Origin of the sequence: uncultured Catenibacterium sp. (assembly GCF_900540665.1) — a bacterium.
GTDB lineage: Bacteria > Bacillota_I > Bacilli_A > Erysipelotrichales > Coprobacillaceae > Catenibacterium.
On record NZ_UQGV01000014.1, the window covers coordinates 1 to 20,590 of the forward strand.

At 35.7% G+C, this 20,590-nt stretch carries 30 protein-coding genes; all 30 read left to right on the forward strand.

The window, feature by feature from the left end:
• The first annotated feature begins 314 nt into the window (after positions 1 to 314).
• Positions 315 to 866, forward strand: coding sequence for a signal peptidase I (gene lepB / locus QZQ55_RS03145; RefSeq protein WP_295089790.1), 552 nt, complete (start codon positions 315 to 317; stop codon positions 864 to 866).
• Positions 867 to 885: 19 nt separating this feature from the next.
• Complete coding sequence (locus QZQ55_RS03150; RefSeq protein ID WP_295089793.1) at positions 886 to 5,652, forward strand: isopeptide-forming domain-containing fimbrial protein; 4,767 nt, start codon at positions 886 to 888, stop codon at positions 5,650 to 5,652.
• Positions 5,649 to 6,569 (forward strand): hypothetical protein, encoded by a 921-nt coding sequence (locus QZQ55_RS03155; RefSeq protein WP_295089797.1) that lies wholly within the window; start codon positions 5,649 to 5,651, stop codon positions 6,567 to 6,569. The genes QZQ55_RS03150 and QZQ55_RS03155 overlap by 4 nt, the downstream gene beginning before the upstream one ends.
• 59 nt (positions 6,570 to 6,628) lie before the next feature.
• Positions 6,629 to 7,180, forward strand: a complete 552-nt coding sequence (locus QZQ55_RS03160; RefSeq protein ID WP_295089800.1) for a SpaA isopeptide-forming pilin-related protein — start codon at positions 6,629 to 6,631, stop codon at positions 7,178 to 7,180.
• 68 nt (positions 7,181 to 7,248) lie between these two features.
• Complete coding sequence (locus QZQ55_RS03165; protein WP_295089803.1) at positions 7,249 to 8,085, forward strand: class C sortase; 837 nt, start codon at positions 7,249 to 7,251, stop codon at positions 8,083 to 8,085.
• 365 nt (positions 8,086 to 8,450) lie between these two features.
• Positions 8,451 to 8,759, forward strand: coding sequence for a 30S ribosomal protein S10 (gene rpsJ, locus QZQ55_RS03170; protein WP_006505622.1), 309 nt, complete (start codon positions 8,451 to 8,453; stop codon positions 8,757 to 8,759).
• A 21-nt stretch (positions 8,760 to 8,780) separates the two neighbouring features.
• Positions 8,781 to 9,464, forward strand: a complete 684-nt coding sequence (gene rplC / locus QZQ55_RS03175) for a 50S ribosomal protein L3 (protein ID WP_295089805.1) — start codon at positions 8,781 to 8,783, stop codon at positions 9,462 to 9,464.
• A 23-nt stretch (positions 9,465 to 9,487) separates the two neighbouring features.
• On the forward strand, positions 9,488 to 10,111 hold the full coding sequence (gene rplD / locus QZQ55_RS03180; protein WP_295089808.1) for a 50S ribosomal protein L4: 624 nt from the start codon (positions 9,488 to 9,490) through the stop codon (positions 10,109 to 10,111).
• Positions 10,111 to 10,404: a 50S ribosomal protein L23 gene (gene rplW, locus QZQ55_RS03185; protein ID WP_006505625.1), complete on the forward strand. Its 294-nt coding sequence runs from the start codon at positions 10,111 to 10,113 to the stop codon at positions 10,402 to 10,404. Before rplD ends, rplW begins: the two co-directional genes overlap by 1 nt.
• A gap of 62 nt (positions 10,405 to 10,466) precedes the next feature.
• The gene (gene rplB / locus QZQ55_RS03190) at positions 10,467 to 11,300 is read left to right on the forward strand and encodes a 50S ribosomal protein L2 (RefSeq protein WP_022425052.1); all 834 of its coding nucleotides are present in this window, start codon (positions 10,467 to 10,469) and stop codon (positions 11,298 to 11,300) included.
• A gap of 18 nt (positions 11,301 to 11,318) precedes the next feature.
• Positions 11,319 to 11,591, forward strand: a complete 273-nt coding sequence (rpsS, locus tag QZQ55_RS03195; protein ID WP_006505627.1) for a 30S ribosomal protein S19 — start codon at positions 11,319 to 11,321, stop codon at positions 11,589 to 11,591.
• 19 nt (positions 11,592 to 11,610) lie between these two features.
• On the forward strand, positions 11,611 to 11,943 hold the full coding sequence (gene rplV, locus QZQ55_RS03200) for a 50S ribosomal protein L22 (RefSeq protein WP_006505628.1): 333 nt from the start codon (positions 11,611 to 11,613) through the stop codon (positions 11,941 to 11,943).
• Between the two features lie 11 nt (positions 11,944 to 11,954).
• The gene (gene rpsC, locus QZQ55_RS03205; RefSeq protein WP_022425051.1) at positions 11,955 to 12,608 is read left to right on the forward strand and encodes a 30S ribosomal protein S3; all 654 of its coding nucleotides are present in this window, start codon (positions 11,955 to 11,957) and stop codon (positions 12,606 to 12,608) included.
• A gap of 2 nt (positions 12,609 to 12,610) precedes the next feature.
• Positions 12,611 to 13,021, forward strand: a complete 411-nt coding sequence (rplP, locus tag QZQ55_RS03210) for a 50S ribosomal protein L16 (protein WP_006505630.1) — start codon at positions 12,611 to 12,613, stop codon at positions 13,019 to 13,021.
• Positions 13,022 to 13,024: 3 nt separating this feature from the next.
• Complete coding sequence (gene rpmC / locus QZQ55_RS03215; RefSeq protein WP_295089811.1) at positions 13,025 to 13,219, forward strand: 50S ribosomal protein L29; 195 nt, start codon at positions 13,025 to 13,027, stop codon at positions 13,217 to 13,219.
• A gap of 7 nt (positions 13,220 to 13,226) precedes the next feature.
• Positions 13,227 to 13,490 (forward strand): 30S ribosomal protein S17, encoded by a 264-nt coding sequence (rpsQ, locus tag QZQ55_RS03220; RefSeq protein WP_187012199.1) that lies wholly within the window; start codon positions 13,227 to 13,229, stop codon positions 13,488 to 13,490.
• A gap of 25 nt (positions 13,491 to 13,515) precedes the next feature.
• Positions 13,516 to 13,884 carry a 50S ribosomal protein L14 gene (gene rplN, locus QZQ55_RS03225; protein WP_006505633.1) on the forward strand — a complete coding sequence of 123 codons (369 nt, stop codon included), beginning with the start codon at positions 13,516 to 13,518 and terminating at the stop codon, positions 13,882 to 13,884.
• Positions 13,885 to 13,898: 14 nt separating this feature from the next.
• Positions 13,899 to 14,213: a 50S ribosomal protein L24 gene (gene rplX, locus QZQ55_RS03230; RefSeq protein WP_117458134.1), complete on the forward strand. Its 315-nt coding sequence runs from the start codon at positions 13,899 to 13,901 to the stop codon at positions 14,211 to 14,213.
• A gap of 18 nt (positions 14,214 to 14,231) precedes the next feature.
• The gene (rplE, locus tag QZQ55_RS03235; protein WP_006505635.1) at positions 14,232 to 14,771 is read left to right on the forward strand and encodes a 50S ribosomal protein L5; all 540 of its coding nucleotides are present in this window, start codon (positions 14,232 to 14,234) and stop codon (positions 14,769 to 14,771) included.
• A gap of 16 nt (positions 14,772 to 14,787) precedes the next feature.
• The gene (locus tag QZQ55_RS03240) at positions 14,788 to 14,973 is read left to right on the forward strand and encodes a type Z 30S ribosomal protein S14 (protein WP_003536834.1); all 186 of its coding nucleotides are present in this window, start codon (positions 14,788 to 14,790) and stop codon (positions 14,971 to 14,973) included.
• Between the two features lie 33 nt (positions 14,974 to 15,006).
• Entirely contained in the window at positions 15,007 to 15,402 is a 396-nt protein-coding gene (gene rpsH / locus QZQ55_RS03245) for a 30S ribosomal protein S8 (protein WP_006505636.1), read from the forward strand.
• Positions 15,403 to 15,426: 24 nt separating this feature from the next.
• The gene (gene rplF, locus QZQ55_RS03250) at positions 15,427 to 15,972 is read left to right on the forward strand and encodes a 50S ribosomal protein L6 (protein WP_295089813.1); all 546 of its coding nucleotides are present in this window, start codon (positions 15,427 to 15,429) and stop codon (positions 15,970 to 15,972) included.
• A gap of 27 nt (positions 15,973 to 15,999) precedes the next feature.
• A complete protein-coding gene (rplR, locus tag QZQ55_RS03255; protein WP_006505638.1) occupies positions 16,000 to 16,356 on the forward strand; it encodes a 50S ribosomal protein L18 in 357 nt (118 codons plus the stop codon).
• A gap of 15 nt (positions 16,357 to 16,371) precedes the next feature.
• Positions 16,372 to 16,947, forward strand: coding sequence for a 30S ribosomal protein S5 (rpsE, locus tag QZQ55_RS03260; protein ID WP_295089815.1), 576 nt, complete (start codon positions 16,372 to 16,374; stop codon positions 16,945 to 16,947).
• A 13-nt stretch (positions 16,948 to 16,960) separates the two neighbouring features.
• Entirely contained in the window at positions 16,961 to 17,149 is a 189-nt protein-coding gene (rpmD, locus tag QZQ55_RS03265; protein WP_022425045.1) for a 50S ribosomal protein L30, read from the forward strand.
• 12 nt (positions 17,150 to 17,161) lie between these two features.
• Complete coding sequence (gene rplO, locus QZQ55_RS03270; RefSeq protein ID WP_006505641.1) at positions 17,162 to 17,602, forward strand: 50S ribosomal protein L15; 441 nt, start codon at positions 17,162 to 17,164, stop codon at positions 17,600 to 17,602.
• A 1-nt stretch (position 17,603) separates the two neighbouring features.
• On the forward strand, positions 17,604 to 18,902 hold the full coding sequence (gene secY / locus QZQ55_RS03275; protein ID WP_295089818.1) for a preprotein translocase subunit SecY: 1,299 nt from the start codon (positions 17,604 to 17,606) through the stop codon (positions 18,900 to 18,902).
• Positions 18,903 to 18,924: 22 nt separating this feature from the next.
• A complete protein-coding gene (locus QZQ55_RS03280; protein WP_295089821.1) occupies positions 18,925 to 19,578 on the forward strand; it encodes an adenylate kinase in 654 nt (217 codons plus the stop codon).
• On the forward strand, positions 19,578 to 20,360 hold the full coding sequence (map, locus tag QZQ55_RS03285) for a type I methionyl aminopeptidase (protein WP_295089823.1): 783 nt from the start codon (positions 19,578 to 19,580) through the stop codon (positions 20,358 to 20,360). The genes QZQ55_RS03280 and map overlap by 1 nt, the downstream gene beginning before the upstream one ends.
• A complete protein-coding gene (gene infA / locus QZQ55_RS03290) occupies positions 20,341 to 20,565 on the forward strand; it encodes a translation initiation factor IF-1 (protein ID WP_006505645.1) in 225 nt (74 codons plus the stop codon). Before map ends, infA begins: the two co-directional genes overlap by 20 nt.
• Positions 20,566 to 20,590 lie beyond the last annotated feature (25 nt).

The window sequence follows — 20,590 nt, forward strand, 5'->3', positions numbered from 1 at the left end:
ACGGCGACGATAGTGTGAAGACGCGACAATAGCAAGCTGCCAGGTCCTTTTTTTTATGTCTTCCTGCGTGAGGGCTTTTTTATTGAAAAAAATTTATGAAACGTAATGCTATTACAATAAACAATAATGCAAGGATGAAATATTATTGAAAATGATATGTAACATGTTTAAATTCACTGAAACAGGGTGAAAAAGTGTTGAAATTCAAGATGAAAAGCGTTGTATTGGTTCCGCGCTTATGTAAAATATTACCAAAGTGTACATTTTGTGAGATTTTATTATTTGTGAAAGATACAAAATAAGAATGGAATAAAATGATGGTTAAAACGAATGAACATATTGAGGATAGTCCAGTAAGAGGAGATAAGAAACAATCACACAAAAGTAAAGCTATTTCTTTTATACTTGCGATAGTGATTGCTCTTTTTGTATCTCAAAAAATATATATATTTAAAATAACCAGTTCTACAATGTCACCTTCGTTAAAGTCAGGACAGTTTGTAGTGGCAGTTAAAAAGAAAGAAATAAAACAAGGAGACCTTATAGCCTTTTGGCGTGGTAATAAGTTACTTGTCAAACGTGTTATTGCAGGTCCTGGAGATAAAGTAGAGATTGATATGAAAGGGAACGTATCAGTCAACGATAAAAAAATCAATGAAAGCTATATTAATAAAAAAGAGTTAGGAAAAAGTGATATAAGTATGCCACATAGTATAGATAAAGATCATTGGTTTTGTATGGGAGATAATCGTCAATTATCCATAGATTCAAGAACTGTATTGGTGAGCGATGTCTCAAAAAATCAAATAGAAGGTACAATTATATTAAGAATCTGGCCATTAAATAAGTTTAGAGTAATTCAGTAGAAAGGAGGCGCCTTAGCGTATGAAAGTTGTGCAATATTTTAAACACACAAGAAATTTAAATGCCTATGTCAAAAAATATAAACGAGTTACACAAGCATTAATGTGTATATTTATCTTATGTGCTGCCTTTGTATTAACAACGCATGCTGGGGCTGAAACACATAATTTACAGAATTATACCTATGTTAAGTATTCTCAGCCATCTGAGTCAGATGACCAGGATTCATTAAAACTTCTTACTACTGATGAGTCAACCACTCATCCAGTCTATGTCCTACAAAATAACAATATAAAATCTGTAAAAGTATCTACAGATAAAAACAGTGATGGTGTACAAAATGGAACCATTACACCTAATACTAAATATCTTAAGTTTAAAGTAGAATTTCAGAATATCCATGCTGATACATTAGAAAATCAATATGGTGGGTCTTTTACCTATAACCTACCTGCATTCTTCCGTTCTACAAGTACTACAGAAAGACCAATCATTGATAAGAATAATAAACAGATTGGTACAATTCATGTAGAAAACGGACAGGCAATTGTGACTTATACAAAAGAATTCTTAGCAAGTTTAGGTGATAATGCGACACTTTCTGGAAGCTTCTTCTTAGAAGGAGAAGTAGATCTTACTACATTAGATAAAGACAATGGCTCTCTAGAAGCAACCTTCCCAAATGGAAGCATCAAACTAGAATATGGTCCAAGCTTCTTAGAAAAGTATAGTGATGTCAAAGTAGAGAAGTCTTATACAAAAGATCCAAGTAGTGATTATATTAAATACACACTCACTGTATCAGCAGGTCCTGATGGCAGTAAAAATGTCTATGTAGTCGATAAGTTCACTAACAATAAGAATCTAGTCACTTATGCAGGCAATATCTCTTATACACCTACAACATTAGGTACTAATGAAGATGGACAAAAACCATATGAAACAAAAAGAACTGATACACCAGGAAAAATCTATCTAACAAATCAACCAACTTCAGATAAAGAGATTCCTGAGCCAGTAATTGGTGGCTCAAATATTACTCAACCAGGAAGCATTGTCTGGTCAGTAGATGAATTAAAACCTAATGAAACAAGAACATTAACTTACTTTGTCTTGCTTACAGATAAACAAAATATCAGAAATCAGAAAATCATCAATAAAGCATCAGTACTTAATAAAAAAGGTGATGAAACATATTTAAAGGGATCTTCTGAAAAAACATTTACTCCATCAATCACTTATGGTATGACAAAAAATATCATTTCTACAAATGGTAAGCAGTATACAAAGGATCAAGATGGAAACTATATTGTTCAATACAGATTGAATTTCACTTTAAATACGAATAGTAACTATCCTTTAAAGAATTATGCATTCTTTGATTATTTAAACTATAGTGGTCGTTCAACTGATGATAAGATGTTACCTTATATCTCATATATTCAAGATTCTGTAGAGTTATATCAAATTAAAGGAAATACAGATACAAAAATTGATTCATCTCACTATAAGGTGGAATGGGAAACAACTGGAACGAACTATAAAGAGAATTGGACTGATGGTAATCCAAAACGCTTTAAACTAAGTGGTACAGATGATCATCCTATGACTGTTTATCCAGGTGATAGTTACTATGTAACCTATAAACTAAAGATTCAACCTGAAGTCTATGCCGCAATGCAGTCAGGACAGGTGACAATCAAAAACGTATATGCTAATGACGCAGATAACGCAAAGTATCTGGCAGGTATGTTAGATAGAACTATGATAACACTTGATCTGAATGACTATACATGGATTCATAAGGTTAAAGATAGTAATGTCACTACAAATGATCAAACAATCCATATGAATTCAGATATCTATGTAAAGAAGAATAATACTTATGAAAAAGATTCTTCAGTAAGTAGCTTTATAGTTCCAGAAGGAAGCTATAAATATACAGTCAATCTGAATAAATCACAGAACCAGTTTGATATCACTCATGCAACTTTAAAGGATGCATTGAGTTCAGATATTATGCATTATGTTGGTTATGTAAAAATAACTGCTTATGAATATGATGCAAATACAAATGCTTATAAAGATAAAGAATCCAAATGGCTAAAGATTGATAAACAGAATTCATTTGAACTTAAACTTTCAGAACTTGGCTGGTCAAACAGCTATGGCTATCGCTTTGATTATTATGCTCAGACTGAGGATTTAAGTGAAGTCGGTCAGATTAAAGTCACTAATACGTTCACATTAAATGGAAAGGTTGTGAGAGGTAATAATAAATTCAACTTCACCAACAAAACAGCATCTCAAACAACGCAGGTGAATGGTTTCTATAACCTCAATGTGAATAAGAGTGCCTGGTATTATGAAAGACCAGTAGAAAATGCGACTACTTGGGAGAATGGAACTTTCTATTGGGTAATAGAAGTCAATGGATCAGCTATTAGAGAAGGTACAAAAATTAAAGATGCAGTAGTGAAAGAGAATAACATCACTGATTCTTACCTTCATACTGATTCTATTGCAGGTATCTATCAAGGAAAGCTCACTAAACAAATAGGTGCATGTAAAAACTATCAAGAGTTCTTAGACTCAAATACAGGTCTAGTAGATAAAAAAGATCTATTTGATCATGAATATACAAATAATAAGAACTTTACTGGAAACAACAAGAGTGAACTCACACTCACTGCAAAACAAACAATCAATCTAGAAAATGATGAAAATATCTATATGATCATTAAGACAGAACCTTCACAGATTCCTACAGATAATCGTGACACATTCACTTATAAGAATGAAGTACTCCTAAAGGACACAACAGATACATCATTTAATAAACGTAATGATGCTACGCAGTCACTTCATGGTGGAGGAGATTTGTTGAAGGAGTTCAATTTTACATTTAGTTATGATGGAGAACAGGCCACTATTCTTAAAGATGGTACTGACAATAACACAAGTAAAATTGCGACAAATATTCTAGACCAGACAACAGGTAATGGTATATATGCATCCTGGGTCTTTAAAGTCAACTATGCAGGTGACTTGAACGGTGATTACCGTGTATTAGAAGATATTCCAGAAGGTATGGAACTTGGTTATATACGTATCAAGTGGCATGGTAGTCAAGCAGGCTCTGTTGTTTCTAAGACAATGGATGACTTAGGTGATGATTATAATGTATATTCCAATACAGCAATCAATGATAATGGACAAAATCAAAGTACAACCTATTACTATAATAAGAAGACAAATAAAGCTCTTATTAAACTAGGTGAATTTGAGAACAAACATACAAGAGATGAATGTTCAATTGATGTACAGGTTGTCTGTCGTGTCACTGATTCTAAAGTATTACTTGGTGGACAGTCTAAAACCTTTGCGAATAAGGTCACATTACAAAGTAATGATGGAGAAGAACAACTAGCCACTTCAAGTTCTACTGCAGCACTTGAAAAGAACAGCTTAGATAAAAGCCATCCTGAAACATTTAATGGACAAACAATCAAGTATACAATTACAGCTAATACACTTTCTCAGAAGTTACCATCTAATGATGGCAATAAGCTGACATTAGTGGATAAGCTGGGCGATACATTAGAATTAGATATTACAAGTATTGAAGCAAAAGATGATGCTGGAAACTCTGTAGAGATAGAAAAAGCTTTTAATCCAGAAACAAATACTTTAGAAATCTCAATTCCAAATGAAAAGAAAATTATTATTACTTATACAGTCACCGTCAACATTCCACCAGATACAACATCAACGGTATCTAACAAGGTCTATTGGAAGTCATATGGTAGTGATGGTGGTAAGAATGATGTTATTCCAAACTTCAGCTATAACCTGAATGCAGGTGGTAGTACGACAAGTACGGACAATCCTGAATTATCTATTAAAAAGATCGATCAGGATAATGCGAATCTAATGAGTGGAGTTATATTTGATATATATGAATGTCTACTCAATGGAGATAAGATTCAAAGAGTTGAAGGTATTCAAACAAGTGGTCAGACAGAAAATGGAGTATTTACTGTAAAAGCACCATTTATCACTTCATACAATAAAATCTATGAAGTCAAAGAAAGAAATACACCGGATGGATATATTAAGGACGATAGTTCTTATTATATTATCTGTGTAGATAAAGAGAATAACGATGATTACTCAGACTATGTAAAACAATGTATTGCTTATTTTGAAACACAATCGAATAGGAAATACAAAATCGCTTATTCTGCTGAAGATTTTAATCTCACTATATATAACTCACAGACAGGGATAGTAGTTAAAAAAGCATTTATCAATAATGCAGCAGGTACTTCTCATAAACCAGTGAGTGGAACATATACATTTGGATTATATGACAAACCACAAAGAGATGGTTCACCACTACAAGTAAAAACAATTACTTATAGTACAGGTGAAACAGAAGAGAAGACCACAAAATTCATCAATCTTAAATTAAATACTACATATTTTGTATTTGAATTAGATGATGAAGGCAATCCAATCACTGATACTTCTCAAGAAGTAAAAGTGAATAAACTGCCATATGTTGTAGATTATAATGTAAATGGTAATTCTACAAGTAAGGCAGTAGTAGGAGATGAAGTCATAGTGACTAATAGTCTCCGTACAAAGATGCTACCTTCTGTAGGTAGCAGATTAACCCTGATTTACAGACATTTAGGATTAGTAATGGTAGTTGCTAGTTTTATAGTTCTGTTGATCATATATAAAAATCGCGTTAAGGAAAAAGAAGAGGAGATAGGGAAATGAAATTAATGAAGAGAATTTTAGCCATTGTCTGCACTTTTGTGATGATCATTTCAATGGCTACTGGTGTTAATGCGGTAGAAACTACTGCAACAACTTCAACACCAACAAAAGGTAGTATTACACTTGAGAATGCAATTGTAGGCGAGCAGTATAAGATTTATAAAATTCTAAAACTTGAAAGTTATGATAAAGCTAATAACGCTTATTCATATATGAGAAATGGCGATAAGTGGGATGATTTTATTACTGGAACTCAAGGTACTAAATTTTTTGAAACAACTACTGATGGTTATGTGAAATTTAAGGGCAATCAAGCTAACGATACTGAAGCTCGTAAGCTTGCAATTTATGCAATTGGTTATGCACAAAAAAATAACATTACTGAAACTAAATCAGTAGTAGCAACAGCGACTTCTAAAACTGAAACAACTAAAGCTGTATTTGACAATTTAGATTTAGGTTACTATGTAGTTGAATCAGCTTCAGGAACAGCTTGTGCTATTACAACTACAAATCCAGATGCTACAATTAAAGACAAGCATGAAAATCCAAGTGTTAATAAGATAATTCTAGATGGTGGTGCAGTAAGTGATAACAGTAAGCAAAACTCTGTAAATCTTGGTCAAGTAGTTCAATTTGAAACAACTATTAATGTGAAACCTGGTGCAACGAATTACATTTTACACGATGTAATGGATCCTAACTTAGAAAATTGTTTTGTTTATGAAGTTTATTGTAATCTTACTGATAGCCAAAAAAAGAATATAAGTTTACCTACAACAGGTGAAGAGAGGATGGTTAATGTTAGACCAGGTCCTTTTAATAATGAAAACCTACAGATGAATGTACTTTCGAACTTTCATTCACCAACTTGTTCTATACAACATATAAAGAAAGAATTGATAAAGGTGAATTAAATAAAATTTATGTTAAGTATTTCGCAACAGTAAGTAATAAAGCGCCTATTAACACAGCAATGAAGAATACAACATTTTTAACATATGGTAAAAACAATGTAGAGAGTGATAAATCTGAAACTACAACTTATACTTATGGTATTCCAGTATTCAAATACACTGGAACTAATACACCTCTTGCAGACGCTAAGTTCATCTTATCAAAAGTAGAAAATGCGACTGAAAAAGAAGCAATTAAGTTTACTCCAAATGGTTCACTTTATCGTTATAGTATTGATCAGACAAAGGGCAGCACAACTTTAACATCTGACGATAAGGGTCATGTTTATATACATGGTTTACAGGAAGGTATTTACTACCTTAAAGAAACAGAAGCACCAAAAGGTTACAACAAAATCCAGAAATCTATTAAGATTGAAATCTTATCTGATGGTAAGATCAAGGTAAATGATGAAGCAATCGAAGGTGATGTAAAAGTATTAAACAACACTGGTTCATTATTACCTAGTACCGGTGGTATGGGTACAACATTAATCTATGTTGTAGGTTCTATTTTAGTATTAGCTTCTGGTATGGTATTATTCTCTAAGAGAAAAGAAGGAACTAACTAATTATATAAATACATTATTTAGGGAATGATTTATCATTCCCTATTAAATAGTAAGGAGATGAATGTAAGATGAGAAAACATATGGCGACAATTATCGCAGTACTTGTTTTTATTACAGGAATCTCCTTATTACTTTATCCAACAGTAAGTGAATACTGGAATTCATTATATCAATCAAAAGTAGTTGCTAACTATTCTGATAAGATGAAGAAGATGAATCAGAAAGAAAAGCAGGCAGCTATTGATAAAGCCAAAGCTTATAATGAAACTTTAGTTAATAATGATGCACGTTTTACACCAACAGAAGAACAGCTTGCTGAATATAAGAGTCTTTTAAATGCAGATGGTTTAGGTATGATGGGATATATAGTAATCCCTAAGATTCATTTAAAGCTTGCTGTATCTCATACAGTGGATGCATCTGTCTTACAGGTAGGTGTAGGGCATCTAGAGGGTTCAAGCTTACCTGTTGGGGGTAAATCAACTCATTGCGTCTTATCAAGCCATAGAGGTCTTCCTAGTGCTAAACTCTTTACAGAACTAGATTTATTAAAAGAAGGGGATATATTCTATCTTCATGTCTATGACCAAGTTTTGGCATATGAAGTTGTTCAAATTGCTACTATAGAACCGGATGACTATAGTTTATTTGAAATAGAAGAAGGGAAAGACTTATGTACATTATTTACATGTACACCCTATGGTATTAATACACAGCGTTTAGTTGTAAGAGGACAACGTGTTGATAACACGATAGACGCATCTAAACTTCATTCAGATGCGATTAAGATCAATAAATATATTGTCGCAATCTGTATTGCGATTATTATCCTATGTACTGGATATACTATTCGTAAACTAGTAAGGAAAGTAAAAAGGCATAGAGTACAAAGCACACCTTCATAGGTGTGTTTTCTTATACCTAGAGCACTTTATTATTGTATACAATCTTATTTTAGATAGATCCAGAAATGCTGAAAAATGATGTTTTCAAAAGAAAATAAGTTCATTTTATATTATTCCGCAAATGTTTGCGCTTACATTCTATGATCAAAAAGTGTTGGATTATTCAATGAAAAATTTATTAAAAAAATCTAAAAAAAGTGTAAAAAGGGGTTGATTTCTCTGTTTTATTACGGTATTATATGACCGTTGTGAAACGCAAAGATGTGCGAGGTTGCTGAAACGCTGACAGCCGTTGTCATGAACGGAAGAGTGCTCAGGGAATTCGCATTGAGCGTTGTCTAACAAATAGACAAGGAGGAATAATCATGGCAAACAACAAAATCAGAATCAGACTTAAGTCTTTTGATCACAAGATCCTAGATGCTTCTGCAGAAAAGATCGTAGCTGCAGCTAAGAAGTCTGGTGCTCAGGTAGTTGGTCCTGTACCATTACCTACAGAAAAGGAAATTTATACGATCTTAAGAGCAGTTCACAAATATAAGGATTCTCGTGAACAGTTCGAAATCAGAACTCACAAACGTTTAATCGACGTAGTGAACCCTACACCAGAAACAGTTGATGTTTTAACTAGATTAGAAGTACCAAGTGGTGTAGATATTGAAATCAAGTTATAAGAAAGGTAAAAGGTGTAACTCATGAAAGGAATCTTAGGTCGTAAGATCGGAATGACTCAAGTTTTCGCTACTGATGGTAAGTTAATCCCAGTAACAGTTATCGAAGCAACTCCAAACGTAGTTCTTCAGAAGAAGACTGTTGAAACTGATGGATACAACGCAATCCAGGTTGGTTTTGAAGACAAGAGAGAAAAGCTTGCAAACAAGCCAGAAAAAGGTGTGGTTGCTAAAGCAAACACAGCTCCTAAGCGCTTCATTAAAGAATTTCGTTATGACGAAATGATGAGTTATGAAGTTGGACAGACAGTTTCTGTTGATAGCTTTGTAGCTGGTGAAGTAGTTGACGTAACAGGTACAAGTAAAGGTAAAGGCTATCAGGGTGTTATCAAGAGACACGGACAGCACATCGGTCCAAAGGGACATGGTTCTGGAGCTCACAGAATCGTAGGTTCTATGGGTCCAATCGCTCCAAACAGAATTGCTCCTGGTAAGAAACTTCCAGGTCAGATGGGTGGAAACACAAGAACAGTTCAGAATCTTGAAATTGTTGCAGTTGATGTAGAAAAGAACGTATTACTAGTTAGCGGATCAGTACCTGGTCCTAAGAAAGGCTTAGTAGTCGTTAAGTCTGGTATCAAGGCAAACGGAAAAACAAACGAAGCTGCTGAATTAGTAAATTATGCTACTGAAGCAGTTGCAGAATAATGAAGTGGAAGGAGGAAAAACTAATGTTGAATATTGCATTATTTAATCAGAATGGTGAAAAATTAAACGATTTAGAACTTAACGAAAACGTATTCGGAATCGAACCAAATAACCAGGCAATCTTTGATGTAGTCTTACTACAGAGAGCTTCATTAAGACAGGGTACTCACAAGGTGAAGAATCGTCACGAAGTTTCAGGCGGTGGAAAGAAACCTTGGAGACAGAAGGGTACAGGACGTGCTAGACAGGGTTCTATCCGTGCACCACAGTGGCGCGGTGGAGGAGTTGTCTTTGGTCCTACTCCAAGAAGCTATGACTTCAAGATTAACAAGAAAGTTAAGAATCTTGCATTAAGATCTGTATTATCACAGAAGGTAATCGATCAGGAATTAGTTGCATTAGATGCTATCGCTTTCGAAACTATCAAGACTAAGAATGTTGTTAATTTCTTAGGTAACTTCGAAAACCCAAGAAAGACATTAATCGTTGTTGATAAGTTAGAAGAAAACTTAGTATTATCTGCAAGAAACGTTCCTGGTGTTAAAGTTATCGAAGCTAGCAACGTAAACGTTTATGACGTTATGGATTGCACTAAGTTAATGATGACTGAAAAAGCTATCAAGGCAGTTGAGGAGGTACTAAAATAATGGCTCACATTACTGACGTACTAAGAAAACCTGTTTTAACTGAAAAGACTATGAAGTTAATGCAGGAAGAAAACAAATATACTTTCGATGTTGCTTTATCATCAAACAAGACTGAAATCAAACAGGCTGTAGAAGCTATGTTCAATGTTAAGGTTACTAGCGTTAACACAATCAACGTTAGAGCTAAGACTAAGAGAGTTGGTCGTTATGTTGGTAAGACTGCTAGAAGAAAGAAAGCAATCGTAACTTTAGCAGAAGGCAACAGCATCAATTTATTTGGTGAAGAAGAATAATTAACTAATTATAAACTATTGAAATGCACTCCATTTCAGATATTTAAATAGGAGGATTAAACATGCCAATTAAAGCATATAAGCCTACAAGTAACGGTCGTAGAAACATGACTGCTTTGACTAAGGAAGAAATCACTACTTCTACTCCAGAGAAGTCATTACTTGCTCCTTATAAGAAAAAAGGTGGCCGTAACAACATGGGTCAGATCACTACTAGACATCATGGTGGTGGACATAAGAGAAAATACAGAGTTATTGATTTTAAGCGTAACAAGGATGGAGTACCTGGTAAGGTTGCTACTATCGAATACGATCCAAATAGATCTGCAAACATCGCTTTAATCAATTACGCTGATGGTGAAAAGAGATATATCCTAGCTCCTAAGGGACTAGAAGTAGGAACTGTAATTGTTTCTGGTGAAACTACTGACGTTAAAGTTGGTAACTGTATGGAAATGGGTAACATGCCTGAAGGTACTACTATCCACAATATTGAAATGCATCCTGGTAAGGGCGGACAGTTAGCTCGTTCTGCTGGTGTTTCAGCTCAGATCCTTGGTTCTGAAGAAAAATATGTAATTGTTAGACTTCAGTCTGGTGAAGTAAGAAAATTCTTAAAGAAGTGCCGTGCTACAGTTGGTGCTGTAGGTAACGAAGACCATGGTCTTGTTAATTACGGTAAAGCTGGACGTATGAGATGGAAAGGTGTTAGACCTACTGTTCGTGGTTCTGTTATGAACCCTAATGACCATCCTCATGGTGGTGGTGAAGGTAAAACTTCAATCGGTCGTAAAGCTCCACTTACACCTTGGGGTAAGAAGGCTCTTGGTGTTAAGACTAGAAACAGCAAGAAACATTCTAACAGATTGATCGTACGTCGTCGTAATGCTAAATAAGAAGGAGGATAAGTAATCATGGCAAGAAGTTTAAAAAAGGGACCTTTCGTCGATGAACATTTGATGAAAAAGGTTGAAGCATTAAATGCTGCTGGTAAAAAAGAAGTTATCAAAACTTGGTCAAGACGTTCTACTATTTTCCCTCAGTTTATTGAGCATACTTTCGCAGTATACAATGGTAAAGAACATATTCCAGTTTATGTAACAGAAGATATGGTTGGTCATAAGTTAGGAGAATTTGCTCCAACAAGAACATTCAAAGGCCACACAGCCAATGATAAGGCTGCTTAATAAATAGGAGGATTTGAACATGGAAGCAAGAGCAACAGCAAAAACTATTCGTGTATCACCTCAGAAAGCTAGATTAGTCGTTGACTTAGTCCGTGGTAAGTCAGTTAAGGAAGCACTCGGAATTCTTGAATTCACAAACAAGAGTGCTACTCCTGCTATTATCAAGGTTGTTAACTCTGCTAAGGCTAACGCTGTTAATAATGAAGGTGCAGACGAAGATAAGTTATATATCAAAAAGATTTATGTTGACGAAGGTCCAACATTAAAGAGATTCCGCGCAAGAGCTAAAGGTTCTGGAACTCAAATTTTAAAGAGAACATGCCACATCACTTGTGTGGTTGAAGAAAGATAGGAGGACGAACAATGGGTCAGAAAGTAAGTCCAGTTGGATTCCGTGTTGGTGTTAACCGTGATTGGAGTTCAAGATGGTATGCTGATAAGAAAGACTTTGCTAATTACTTATTAGAAGACGTTAAGATTCGTGAATTCTTAATGGCTAAGTTAAAGAAAGCATACGTAGCAAAGATCGATATTGAAAGATCAAAGAAACGCGTCAATATCTTTGTTCACACATCAAGACCTGGTGTAGTGATTGGTAAAGACGGAGAAGCCATTGATGCTTTAAGAAAAGAATTAATGGGTCTTATCAGTGATAAGAAAGTATTTATCAACGTAGTAGAAATTAAGAATGCTGATACTAACGCTCAGTTAGTAGCTGATAGAATCGCAGAACAGCTTGAAAACCGTGCTTCATTCAGAACAGTTCAGAAGAGAGCTATTCAGAACGCAATGAGAAACGGTGCTAAAGGTATTAAGACTTCAGTTTCAGGTCGTTTAGGCGGTGCTGATATCGCTAGAAGTGAAGGATATTCTGAAGGTGTAGTTCCACTACATACAATCAGAGCTGACATTGATTATGCCACTGCAGAAGCTGCTACTACTTATGGTAAGCTAGGAGTTAAAGTCTGGATTTGTAAGGGAGAAATTCTTCCTGCAAAGAAGAAAGGGGATAAATAATCATGTTGATGCCTAAGAGAACAAAATATAGAAGACCTCATAGAGTTAAATATGAAGGTAAGGCTAAGGGCGGTAAGACAGTTGCTTTCGGTGACTTCGGTTTAGTAGCTCTTGATGGTGCTTGGATTACTTCAAGACAGATTGAAGCAGCCCGTATCGCAATCAACCGTCATATGAACCGTGGTGGTAAGGTTTGGATTAGAATCTTCCCACACTTAGCAAAGACTAAAAAGCCTTTGGAAGTACGTATGGGTTCAGGTAAAGGTGCTCCAGAACAGTGGGTAGCTGTAGTTAAGAAAGGCCGCGTTATGTTCGAAGTTGGTCAGATTGATGAAGCAACTGCTCGTGAAGCATTAAGACTTGCTTCTCATAAGTTACCTGTCAGATGCAAGATTATTGGAAGAGGTGAGTAACTCATGAAAGTACAAGAAATTAGAAGTATTGAAACAAAAGATCTACTTGTAAAAGTAGAAGAATTCAAAAAAGAGTTATTTAGTTTAAGATTTCAGCAGGCAACTGGTCAGCTTGAAAATACTGCTCGTATCAAAGAAGTAAGAAAATCAATCGCAAAGATCAAAACAGTTATTAGAGAAAGAGAACTTGAAAAGTAGGAGAGAGATTATGGAAAGAAATAACAGAAAAGTCTATACTGGCACAGTCATCTCTACTAAGATGGACAAAACTATAACTGTACTTGTTGAAACACATGTAAAACATAAATTATACGGTAAACGTATGAATTCATCTAAGAAATTCCATGCACATGATGAAAACAATGAAGCACGTGTTGGAGATACAGTAAAGATTATGGCAACAAGACCATTATCTGCAACAAAGCGTTTCCGTTTAGTAGAAATCGTAAAGAAAGCAGAAATTATCTAATACAGTCTGAAAGGAGGTCACTACTATGATCCAGAACGAAAGTAGATTAAAAGTTGCTGACAATACAGGCGCTAAAGAAGTTTTAGTTATCAGAAACCTTGGTGGTTCAAATAGAAAGACAAGTAGCATCGGTGATATCGTTGTTGCTACTGTAAAGCAAGCGGCTCCAGGCGGAACTGTAAAGAAGGGTGAAGTCGTTAAAGCTGTTATCGTTAGAACAAGATACGGTGTTCAGCGTGAAAACGGTTCAGTAATCCGTTTCGATGATAACGCATGCGTAATCATTAAAGATGACAATACACCTAAGGGTACACGTATCTTTGGCCCAGTCGCTAGAGAGTTAAGAGATGCTGATTTCATGAAAATCGTATCATTAGCTCCTGAAGTATTATAGGAGGAACGAAAGATATGAAATTACGTGTAGGTGATACAGTACAGGTCATTGCAGGCAGCGAAAAAGGCAAGACTGGCGAAATTCTTGCAATTAAAGGTAATAGAGTTGTCGTTGAAGGTGTCAAGAAGGTAACAAAGCATGTTAAACCTTCTCAGGCAGATCCTGAAGGCGGAATCATTACTGTAGAAGCTCCAATTGATGCTTCTAATGTTGCTTACTATGATACAAAAGCTAAGGAAATCGTTAAACTTGGCTATAAAATTGAAGATGGTAAAAAAGTACGTGTTAATAAGAAAACAGGTGCTGTAATCGAAAATAAGAAGAAATAAGGGGAAGGAGGATAATACATGAACCGTTTACAGGAACGTTATACAAACGAAATCACAAAGAACTTAATGAAGAAGTTCGGTTATGAATCTACAATGCAGATTCCTAAAATGGAAAAGATCGTTATTAATATCGGTGTTGGTGATGCAGTCAACAATTCTAAATTCTTAGAAGAAGCTGTAGAAGAATTGACATTAATCTCAGGTCAGAAGCCAATCGTTACTACTGCTAAGAAATCAATCGCTGGTTTCAAGGTACGTGAAGGTCAGGCTATCGGATGTAAAGTCACTTTACGTGGTGAAAGAATGTATGAATTCTTAGATAAGTTAGTAAGTATTTCACTTCCTCGTGTAAGAGACTTCAGAGGAGTACCTAAGAATTCATTTGATGGAAGAGGTAACTACACTTTAGGTGTTAAAGAACAGTTAATCTTCCCTGAAATTGACTTCGATAAGGTTGCAAAGTTAAGAGGTATGGATATCGTATTTGTTACTACTGCAAAGACTGACGAAGAAGGTCGCGCTTTATTAACAGAACTTGGCATGCCTTTTGCTAAATAATTAGGAGGACAGAATTATGGCAAAAACATCAATGAAAGTTAAACAGCAACGTCCTCAGAAATACAAAGTTCGTGAATATACTAGATGCGAACGTTGTGGACGCCCACATTCAGTTATTAGAAAATTCAAGTTATGCCGTATTTGCTTCAGAGAATTAGCTTACAAAGGTGAAATTCCTGGTGTTAAGAAGGCAAGCTGGTAATTTATAAGTCACATACGGAAGGAGGACATATAAATGGTTACAACAGATCCAATTGCAGATATGTTAACTAGAATTCGTAATGCGAATCAGCAGAAACATGAAACTGTTTCTATCCCTTACTCAAACCTAAAGAATGATTTAGCAAACATCTTAAAGAATGAAGGTTTTGTTACTGACTTCGTAGTAAATGAAGAAGGAAATCATAAGAATATTGTTATTACATTAAAATATAAAGGTAACGAAAGAGTTATCACTGGTTTAAAGAGAGTTTCTAAACCAGGTTTACGTCAGTATGCTAAAGTAAACGAAATCCCTAAAGTATTAAATGGTTTAGGTATCGTAGTATTATCTACTTCTCAAGGACTTATGACTGATAAAGAAGCAAGAGCTAAGAATATCGGTGGAGAAGTATTAGCTTATATCTGGTAATAAAATTATTTAGGAGGTCAAACAATGTCTCGTATTGGTAAAAAGATTATTATCGTACCTGAAGGTGTAAACGTAGACGTTGCTGCTGATAACACTGTCACTGTTACAGGTCCTAAGGGAACTCTTACAAGACAGTTCTCTGATTTAATTACTATCGAAGTAAATGGTAATGAAATCGAATGTAAGAGACACAGTGAAGAAAAAGCAAACAAGCAGTTACATGGTACAACTAGAGCTTTACTTGCAAACATGATCGAAGGCGTTAAAGATGGTTTCACTAAGAAACTTGAAATCGTTGGTATCGGTTATAGAGCTCAGATGCAGGGTAATAAATTAGTAATGAATATTGGTTATTCACACCCAGTAGAAGTTGAAATCGAAGAAGGTGTGAAAGTTGAATGTCCATCAGCTACTGAAATCACAGTATCTGGTATCTCTAAAGAAAGAGTTGGACATGTCGCTTCAGTAATCAGAGCTTGGAAGAAGCCTGAACCATATAAGGGTAAAGGTATTAAATATTCTGATGAACATATCATCAGAAAAGAAGGTAAAACTGCTGGTAAGAAGTAGTTATAAACTAAGGAGGAAAATCGAATCATGGCAAAGAATGAATCACGCAACGTTATCCGTTTAAGACGTCATGCTAGAGTTCGTAATAAGATTTCTGGAACTCCAGAAAGACCACGTCTTAATGTGTTCCGTTCAAACTCTCATATTCATGCACAGATCATCGATGACACTAAGGGTGTAACTCTTGTATCAGCATCTTCTGTAGACATGAAGTTAGAAAATGGTTCAAACATTGAAGCAGCTGCTGCTGTTGGTGCTGAAATCGCTAAGAGAGCAATTGCTAAAAATATTGATGTAGTAGTATTCGACCGTGGTGGTTATATCTATCATGGTAGAGTAAAAGCACTTGCAGAAGCTGCAAGAGAAGCTGGATTAAAATTCTAAGAGGGAGGTCAAATAATGGAAGAACGTAAACCTAGAGAAAATTCTAGAGAAAACTCTAGAAGAGGCAATAACCCTAGAAGAAACAGAAAAAACAACAGAAGACAGAGAGCTCCTAAGGAATTCGAAACAAGAGTTGTTACTATCAACCGTGTTACTAAAGTTGTTAAGGGTGGACGTAAAATGCGTTTCGCTGCTTTAGTTGTAATTGGTGATAGAAAAGGTCGTGTTGGTTTCGGTACAGGTAAGGCTAACGAAGTACCTGATGCAATCAGAAAAGCTGAAGAAGCTGCTAAGAGAAACCTTATCACAGTTCCAAATATCAACGGTACAATCCCTCATGAAATCACTGGTAACTATAAGTCTGGTTCAGTATTCTTAAGACCAGCTTCTAAAGGTACTGGTATCATCGCTGGTGGACCTGTCCGTGCAGTAGTTGAATTAGCAGGTTACTCTGATATCTTATCTAAGTGTCTTGGATCAAGAACTCCAATCAACATGGTAAGAGCAACAATCGAAGGTTTAGCATCATTAAAGACTGCTGAACAGGTAGCAGAATTAAGAGACATCACAGTCGAAAAGATTTATGGATAGGAGGAGCGTAAAAATGGCAGAAAATAAAAAAGTTGTGATTACGCTTGTAAAAAGCCCTATTGGTGGTAAAGAAAACCAGAAGGCTACTCTTAAAGCGTTAGGATTAAATAAAATGCATGCTTCTGTTGAAAAGTATGAAACAGAAACAATCAAAGGCATGATCAACGCAGTAAGACACCTAGTAAAAGTTGAAGACAAGTAGGAGGTGTAAACAATGAAATTACATGAACTCAAATACAATGACGGCGCACGTCGTAACAGAAATCGTGTAGGTCGTGGTACAAGCTCTGGTAATGGTAAGACATCTGGTAGAGGTCAGAAAGGTCAGGGCGCTAGATCTGGTGGAGGTAAGAAACCAGGATTTGAAGGTGGACAGACTCCATTATTCATGCGCTTACCAAAGCGTGGCTTCACTAATCATAATGCTAAGGAATATGCAATCATCAACGTTGAAGACTTAAACAAGTTCGAAAACGGTGCTGTTGTTGACTTAGAAGCAGTTATGGAAGCTAAGCTAGTTAAAAAAGCATTAGACGGTTTAAAAGTCTTAGGCAGAGGCGAATTAAATGTTGCTTTAACAGTAAAGGCTAGCAAATTCTCAAAATCAGCTGTAAAGGCAATTGAAGCTGCAGGTGGAAAAACTGAGGTGATCTAAGATGCTAAACTTTTTTAAAGAAGTATTTAAAAAAGGTGAATTGCGTCGTAAGATCGTCTTTACACTCGGCATACTATTCGTATTCCGATTAGGGGCAGGCATTGTGATTCCTTATATTAATACAAGTGCAATCACAAGCGCTGCTACCTCTTCAGGAATCTTCGGAATTATGAATATGCTTGGTGGAGGAACATTGGAGAAATTCTCATTATTTTCTTTGGGGGTTTCTCCTTATATTACATCTTCTATTATTATTGAGTTATTATCTATGGACGTTGTCCCAGCTTTAACTCAGTGGAATAAAGAAGGTAATACAGGTAAAAAGAAAAAGGATAAAGTAACTCGTGTGTTAACGCTTGCATTAGCAATAATTCAAGGTGGGTCATTGACATATGCATTCGATAAGGGTTATAGTATTCTAGCGAGTAGTTCTATCTGGACATATGTGTACGTAGTCACAGTTATGGCTGCAGGTTCTATGTTCACAATGTGGTTAGGTGATCAGATTACTATTAAAGGTGTAGGTAATGGTACTTCACTATTAATCTTCACTGGTATCGTCGCTAACCTTCCAAATAGTTTTATTTCGTCATTTAAATCAATGGTTACATTTGGAAGTGCTGCTAAGACTGCAACAAGCTTAGCTTGGTACATCTTATTCGTACTTGTTTATTTAGCCATTGTCGTGTTTGTTGTATTTGAAGAAGGAGCAATAAGAAAAATTCCTATCATCTATGCAACAAATACACAGACAGTCATGCACACTAAAGAATCTACTAATCTACCAATTAAGATTAATAGTTCTTCAGTTATTCCAGTTATCTTTGCTGCATCAGTTTTAGCAGCACCAAGAACAATCATCAGTTTCATGAAGTCTACTTCAACAACTCAGATGATTGACAATATCTTGAATTATCAGAAACCTATAGGATTCGTTCTCTATATCGTGATGATTATTCTATTTACATTCTTCTATTCAAATTTACAGATCGACGCTAAGAAGATCAGTGAAGATTTAAAGAAGAGCGGTGGCGCAATTCCTGGTGTTCGTACTGGTGATGATACAAAGAAATATATTGGAACTGTCTTAAATCGTGTAACTGTGGTAGGATCTTTATTCCTAGCAATCATTGCATCTATTCCAATCATTGCTCCAGAAATCTGGAAGATGACATCAAATAATGCATTGTCTCTAGGGGGTACAGGATTGATTATCGTAACAGGAGTTGCGTTAGAAACTGTAAGAGCAATAAAAAGTATGTTGACAAGAAGAGAATATCATGGTTATATAAGAAAGTAGCAATTAGAAGGAGGAATAGGATTTGAATATTATTCTTATGGGCCCTCCTGGGGCAGGCAAAGGAACTCAGGCTAAAAAATTAGTGGAGGAGTACGGCTTGTACCAGATCTCAACTGGTGACCTTTTTAGAAAAGCTTTAAAGGAAAGAACAAAGTTCGGGGTAATTGCTAGTTATTTTATTCAGTTTGGGCATCTTGTTCCAGATGAATATACAGTTGAAATGGTAAGGGAATTCTTAAAGGAAAATATTGACTCTTTTAAGAACGGTTTTATTCTTGATGGTTTCCCAAGAACTATCATTCAGGCTAGAGAACTAGAAAGTATCGCGAAAGAATTTGGTTTTGATATTGATAATGTTATCAATATTGATGTGCCATCAGAAAAGTTAATCAAGAGACTTTCAGGTCGTAGAACTTGTAAGGATTGTGGAACCACTTATCATGTCGTTTTCAATCCACCAAAAACTGAAGGCGTATGCGACAAGTGTGGTGGAGAACTCTATCAGCGTCCTGATGAGAGCGAAGAAGCTGTACAGGTTAGACTTGATACTTATGAAAAGCAGACTAGACCACTTATTGACTATTATACAATGAAGGGCGAATTAACTAACGTTAATGGCGATCAGTCTATGGATGCAGTTTATGAGGATATCAAGAAAAATCTGGAGGCCAAATAATGATTACAATTAAGGATGAACGTGAAATTGACCTAATGAGACATGCTGGTCATGTTGTAGGTTTAGTTCATCAGGAACTCGCTAAATGGCTTAAACCGGGTTTAACAACAGAACAGGTATCTGATTTCTGTGAAAAGATTATAAGAAAGAATGGTTGTACACCATCTTTCTTAAATCTTTATAATTTTCCTGGTGCTGTTTGCACGTCTGTAAATGATGTTGTCGTTCATGGCATTCCTAACGATTATGTACTTAAAGATGGAGATATTATCTCTGTAGATGTAGGTGCATGCTGGAAAGGATATCATGGGGATTCTGCGTGGACATTTGCGATTGGCAATGTATCTCCTCAGGCTAAACATCTTATGGAAGTATGTGAACAGTCGCTTTATGCTGGTTTAGAACAAGTTAAACCAGGTAATAGAGTTTCTGATATTTCACATGCTGTTCAGACTTACCTTGAAAGTCATGGCTGCTCAACGCCTAGAGACTATACAGGACATGGCATTGGCACTGAGGTTCATGAAGATCCTAGCATTCCTAACTGGGGTGAACCAGGCAGAGGACCAAAACTTAGAAAAGGTATGTGTATTGCAGTTGAACCTATGGCGCATTTAGGTAAAGCCGAGGTTAAAGTAATGAGTGATGATTGGACAGTGAAGACTGCAGACCATTCATTAGCTGCACATTATGAACATACTGTAGCTATCACCGATGATGGCTATGAAATCATGACAAAGGTACATAAGGAGTTGATCGATTTTGGCAAAGAAGAAAGATGACGTAATTGAAGTCCAGGCAACGGTCGTAGAAACATTACCAAACGCAATGTTTAAAGTCCAGCTGGATAATGGAGTAGTTATTTTAGCTCACGTTTCTGGTAAAATCCGTATGAATTACATTCGCATTTTACCAGGGGACAAAGTAACAGTAGAAATTTCTCCATATGATTTAACACGTGGGCGAATCACATTTAGACACAAATAGATCTTCCCAAAGGAGGCAGACACAA

What these genes read in the sequence shown, in the direction of transcription:
- rplX (WP_117458134.1), top strand. Translation starts at nt 13,899, where the DNA reads ATGAAATTACGTGTAGGTGATACAGTACAGGTCATTGCAGGCAGCGAA.
- rplP (WP_006505630.1), top strand. Translation starts at nt 12,611, where the DNA reads ATGTTGATGCCTAAGAGAACAAAATATAGAAGACCTCATAGAGTTAAA.
- rplC (WP_295089805.1), top strand. Translation starts at nt 8,781, where the DNA reads ATGAAAGGAATCTTAGGTCGTAAGATCGGAATGACTCAAGTTTTCGCT.
- QZQ55_RS03155 (WP_295089797.1), top strand. Translation starts at nt 5,649, where the DNA reads ATGAAATTAATGAAGAGAATTTTAGCCATTGTCTGCACTTTTGTGATG.
- QZQ55_RS03240 (WP_003536834.1), top strand. Translation starts at nt 14,788, where the DNA reads ATGGCAAAAACATCAATGAAAGTTAAACAGCAACGTCCTCAGAAATAC.
- lepB (WP_295089790.1), top strand. Translation starts at nt 315, where the DNA reads ATGATGGTTAAAACGAATGAACATATTGAGGATAGTCCAGTAAGAGGA.
- rplE (WP_006505635.1), top strand. Translation starts at nt 14,232, where the DNA reads ATGAACCGTTTACAGGAACGTTATACAAACGAAATCACAAAGAACTTA.
- rplF (WP_295089813.1), top strand. Translation starts at nt 15,427, where the DNA reads ATGTCTCGTATTGGTAAAAAGATTATTATCGTACCTGAAGGTGTAAAC.
- rplN (WP_006505633.1), top strand. Translation starts at nt 13,516, where the DNA reads ATGATCCAGAACGAAAGTAGATTAAAAGTTGCTGACAATACAGGCGCT.
- QZQ55_RS03165 (WP_295089803.1), top strand. Translation starts at nt 7,249, where the DNA reads ATGAGAAAACATATGGCGACAATTATCGCAGTACTTGTTTTTATTACA.
- rpsS (WP_006505627.1), top strand. Translation starts at nt 11,319, where the DNA reads ATGGCAAGAAGTTTAAAAAAGGGACCTTTCGTCGATGAACATTTGATG.
- secY (WP_295089818.1), top strand. Translation starts at nt 17,604, where the DNA reads ATGCTAAACTTTTTTAAAGAAGTATTTAAAAAAGGTGAATTGCGTCGT.
- rplD (WP_295089808.1), top strand. Translation starts at nt 9,488, where the DNA reads ATGTTGAATATTGCATTATTTAATCAGAATGGTGAAAAATTAAACGAT.
- rplV (WP_006505628.1), top strand. Translation starts at nt 11,611, where the DNA reads ATGGAAGCAAGAGCAACAGCAAAAACTATTCGTGTATCACCTCAGAAA.
- rpsC (WP_022425051.1), top strand. Translation starts at nt 11,955, where the DNA reads ATGGGTCAGAAAGTAAGTCCAGTTGGATTCCGTGTTGGTGTTAACCGT.
- rpmD (WP_022425045.1), top strand. Translation starts at nt 16,961, where the DNA reads ATGGCAGAAAATAAAAAAGTTGTGATTACGCTTGTAAAAAGCCCTATT.
- rpmC (WP_295089811.1), top strand. Translation starts at nt 13,025, where the DNA reads ATGAAAGTACAAGAAATTAGAAGTATTGAAACAAAAGATCTACTTGTA.
- rplR (WP_006505638.1), top strand. Translation starts at nt 16,000, where the DNA reads ATGGCAAAGAATGAATCACGCAACGTTATCCGTTTAAGACGTCATGCT.
- QZQ55_RS03160 (WP_295089800.1), top strand. Translation starts at nt 6,629, where the DNA reads ATGAAGAATACAACATTTTTAACATATGGTAAAAACAATGTAGAGAGT.
- rpsJ (WP_006505622.1), top strand. Translation starts at nt 8,451, where the DNA reads ATGGCAAACAACAAAATCAGAATCAGACTTAAGTCTTTTGATCACAAG.
- rpsH (WP_006505636.1), top strand. Translation starts at nt 15,007, where the DNA reads ATGGTTACAACAGATCCAATTGCAGATATGTTAACTAGAATTCGTAAT.
- rplW (WP_006505625.1), top strand. Translation starts at nt 10,111, where the DNA reads ATGGCTCACATTACTGACGTACTAAGAAAACCTGTTTTAACTGAAAAG.
- rplB (WP_022425052.1), top strand. Translation starts at nt 10,467, where the DNA reads ATGCCAATTAAAGCATATAAGCCTACAAGTAACGGTCGTAGAAACATG.
- rplO (WP_006505641.1), top strand. Translation starts at nt 17,162, where the DNA reads ATGAAATTACATGAACTCAAATACAATGACGGCGCACGTCGTAACAGA.
- map (WP_295089823.1), top strand. Translation starts at nt 19,578, where the DNA reads ATGATTACAATTAAGGATGAACGTGAAATTGACCTAATGAGACATGCT.
- QZQ55_RS03150 (WP_295089793.1), top strand. Translation starts at nt 886, where the DNA reads ATGAAAGTTGTGCAATATTTTAAACACACAAGAAATTTAAATGCCTAT.
- rpsE (WP_295089815.1), top strand. Translation starts at nt 16,372, where the DNA reads ATGGAAGAACGTAAACCTAGAGAAAATTCTAGAGAAAACTCTAGAAGA.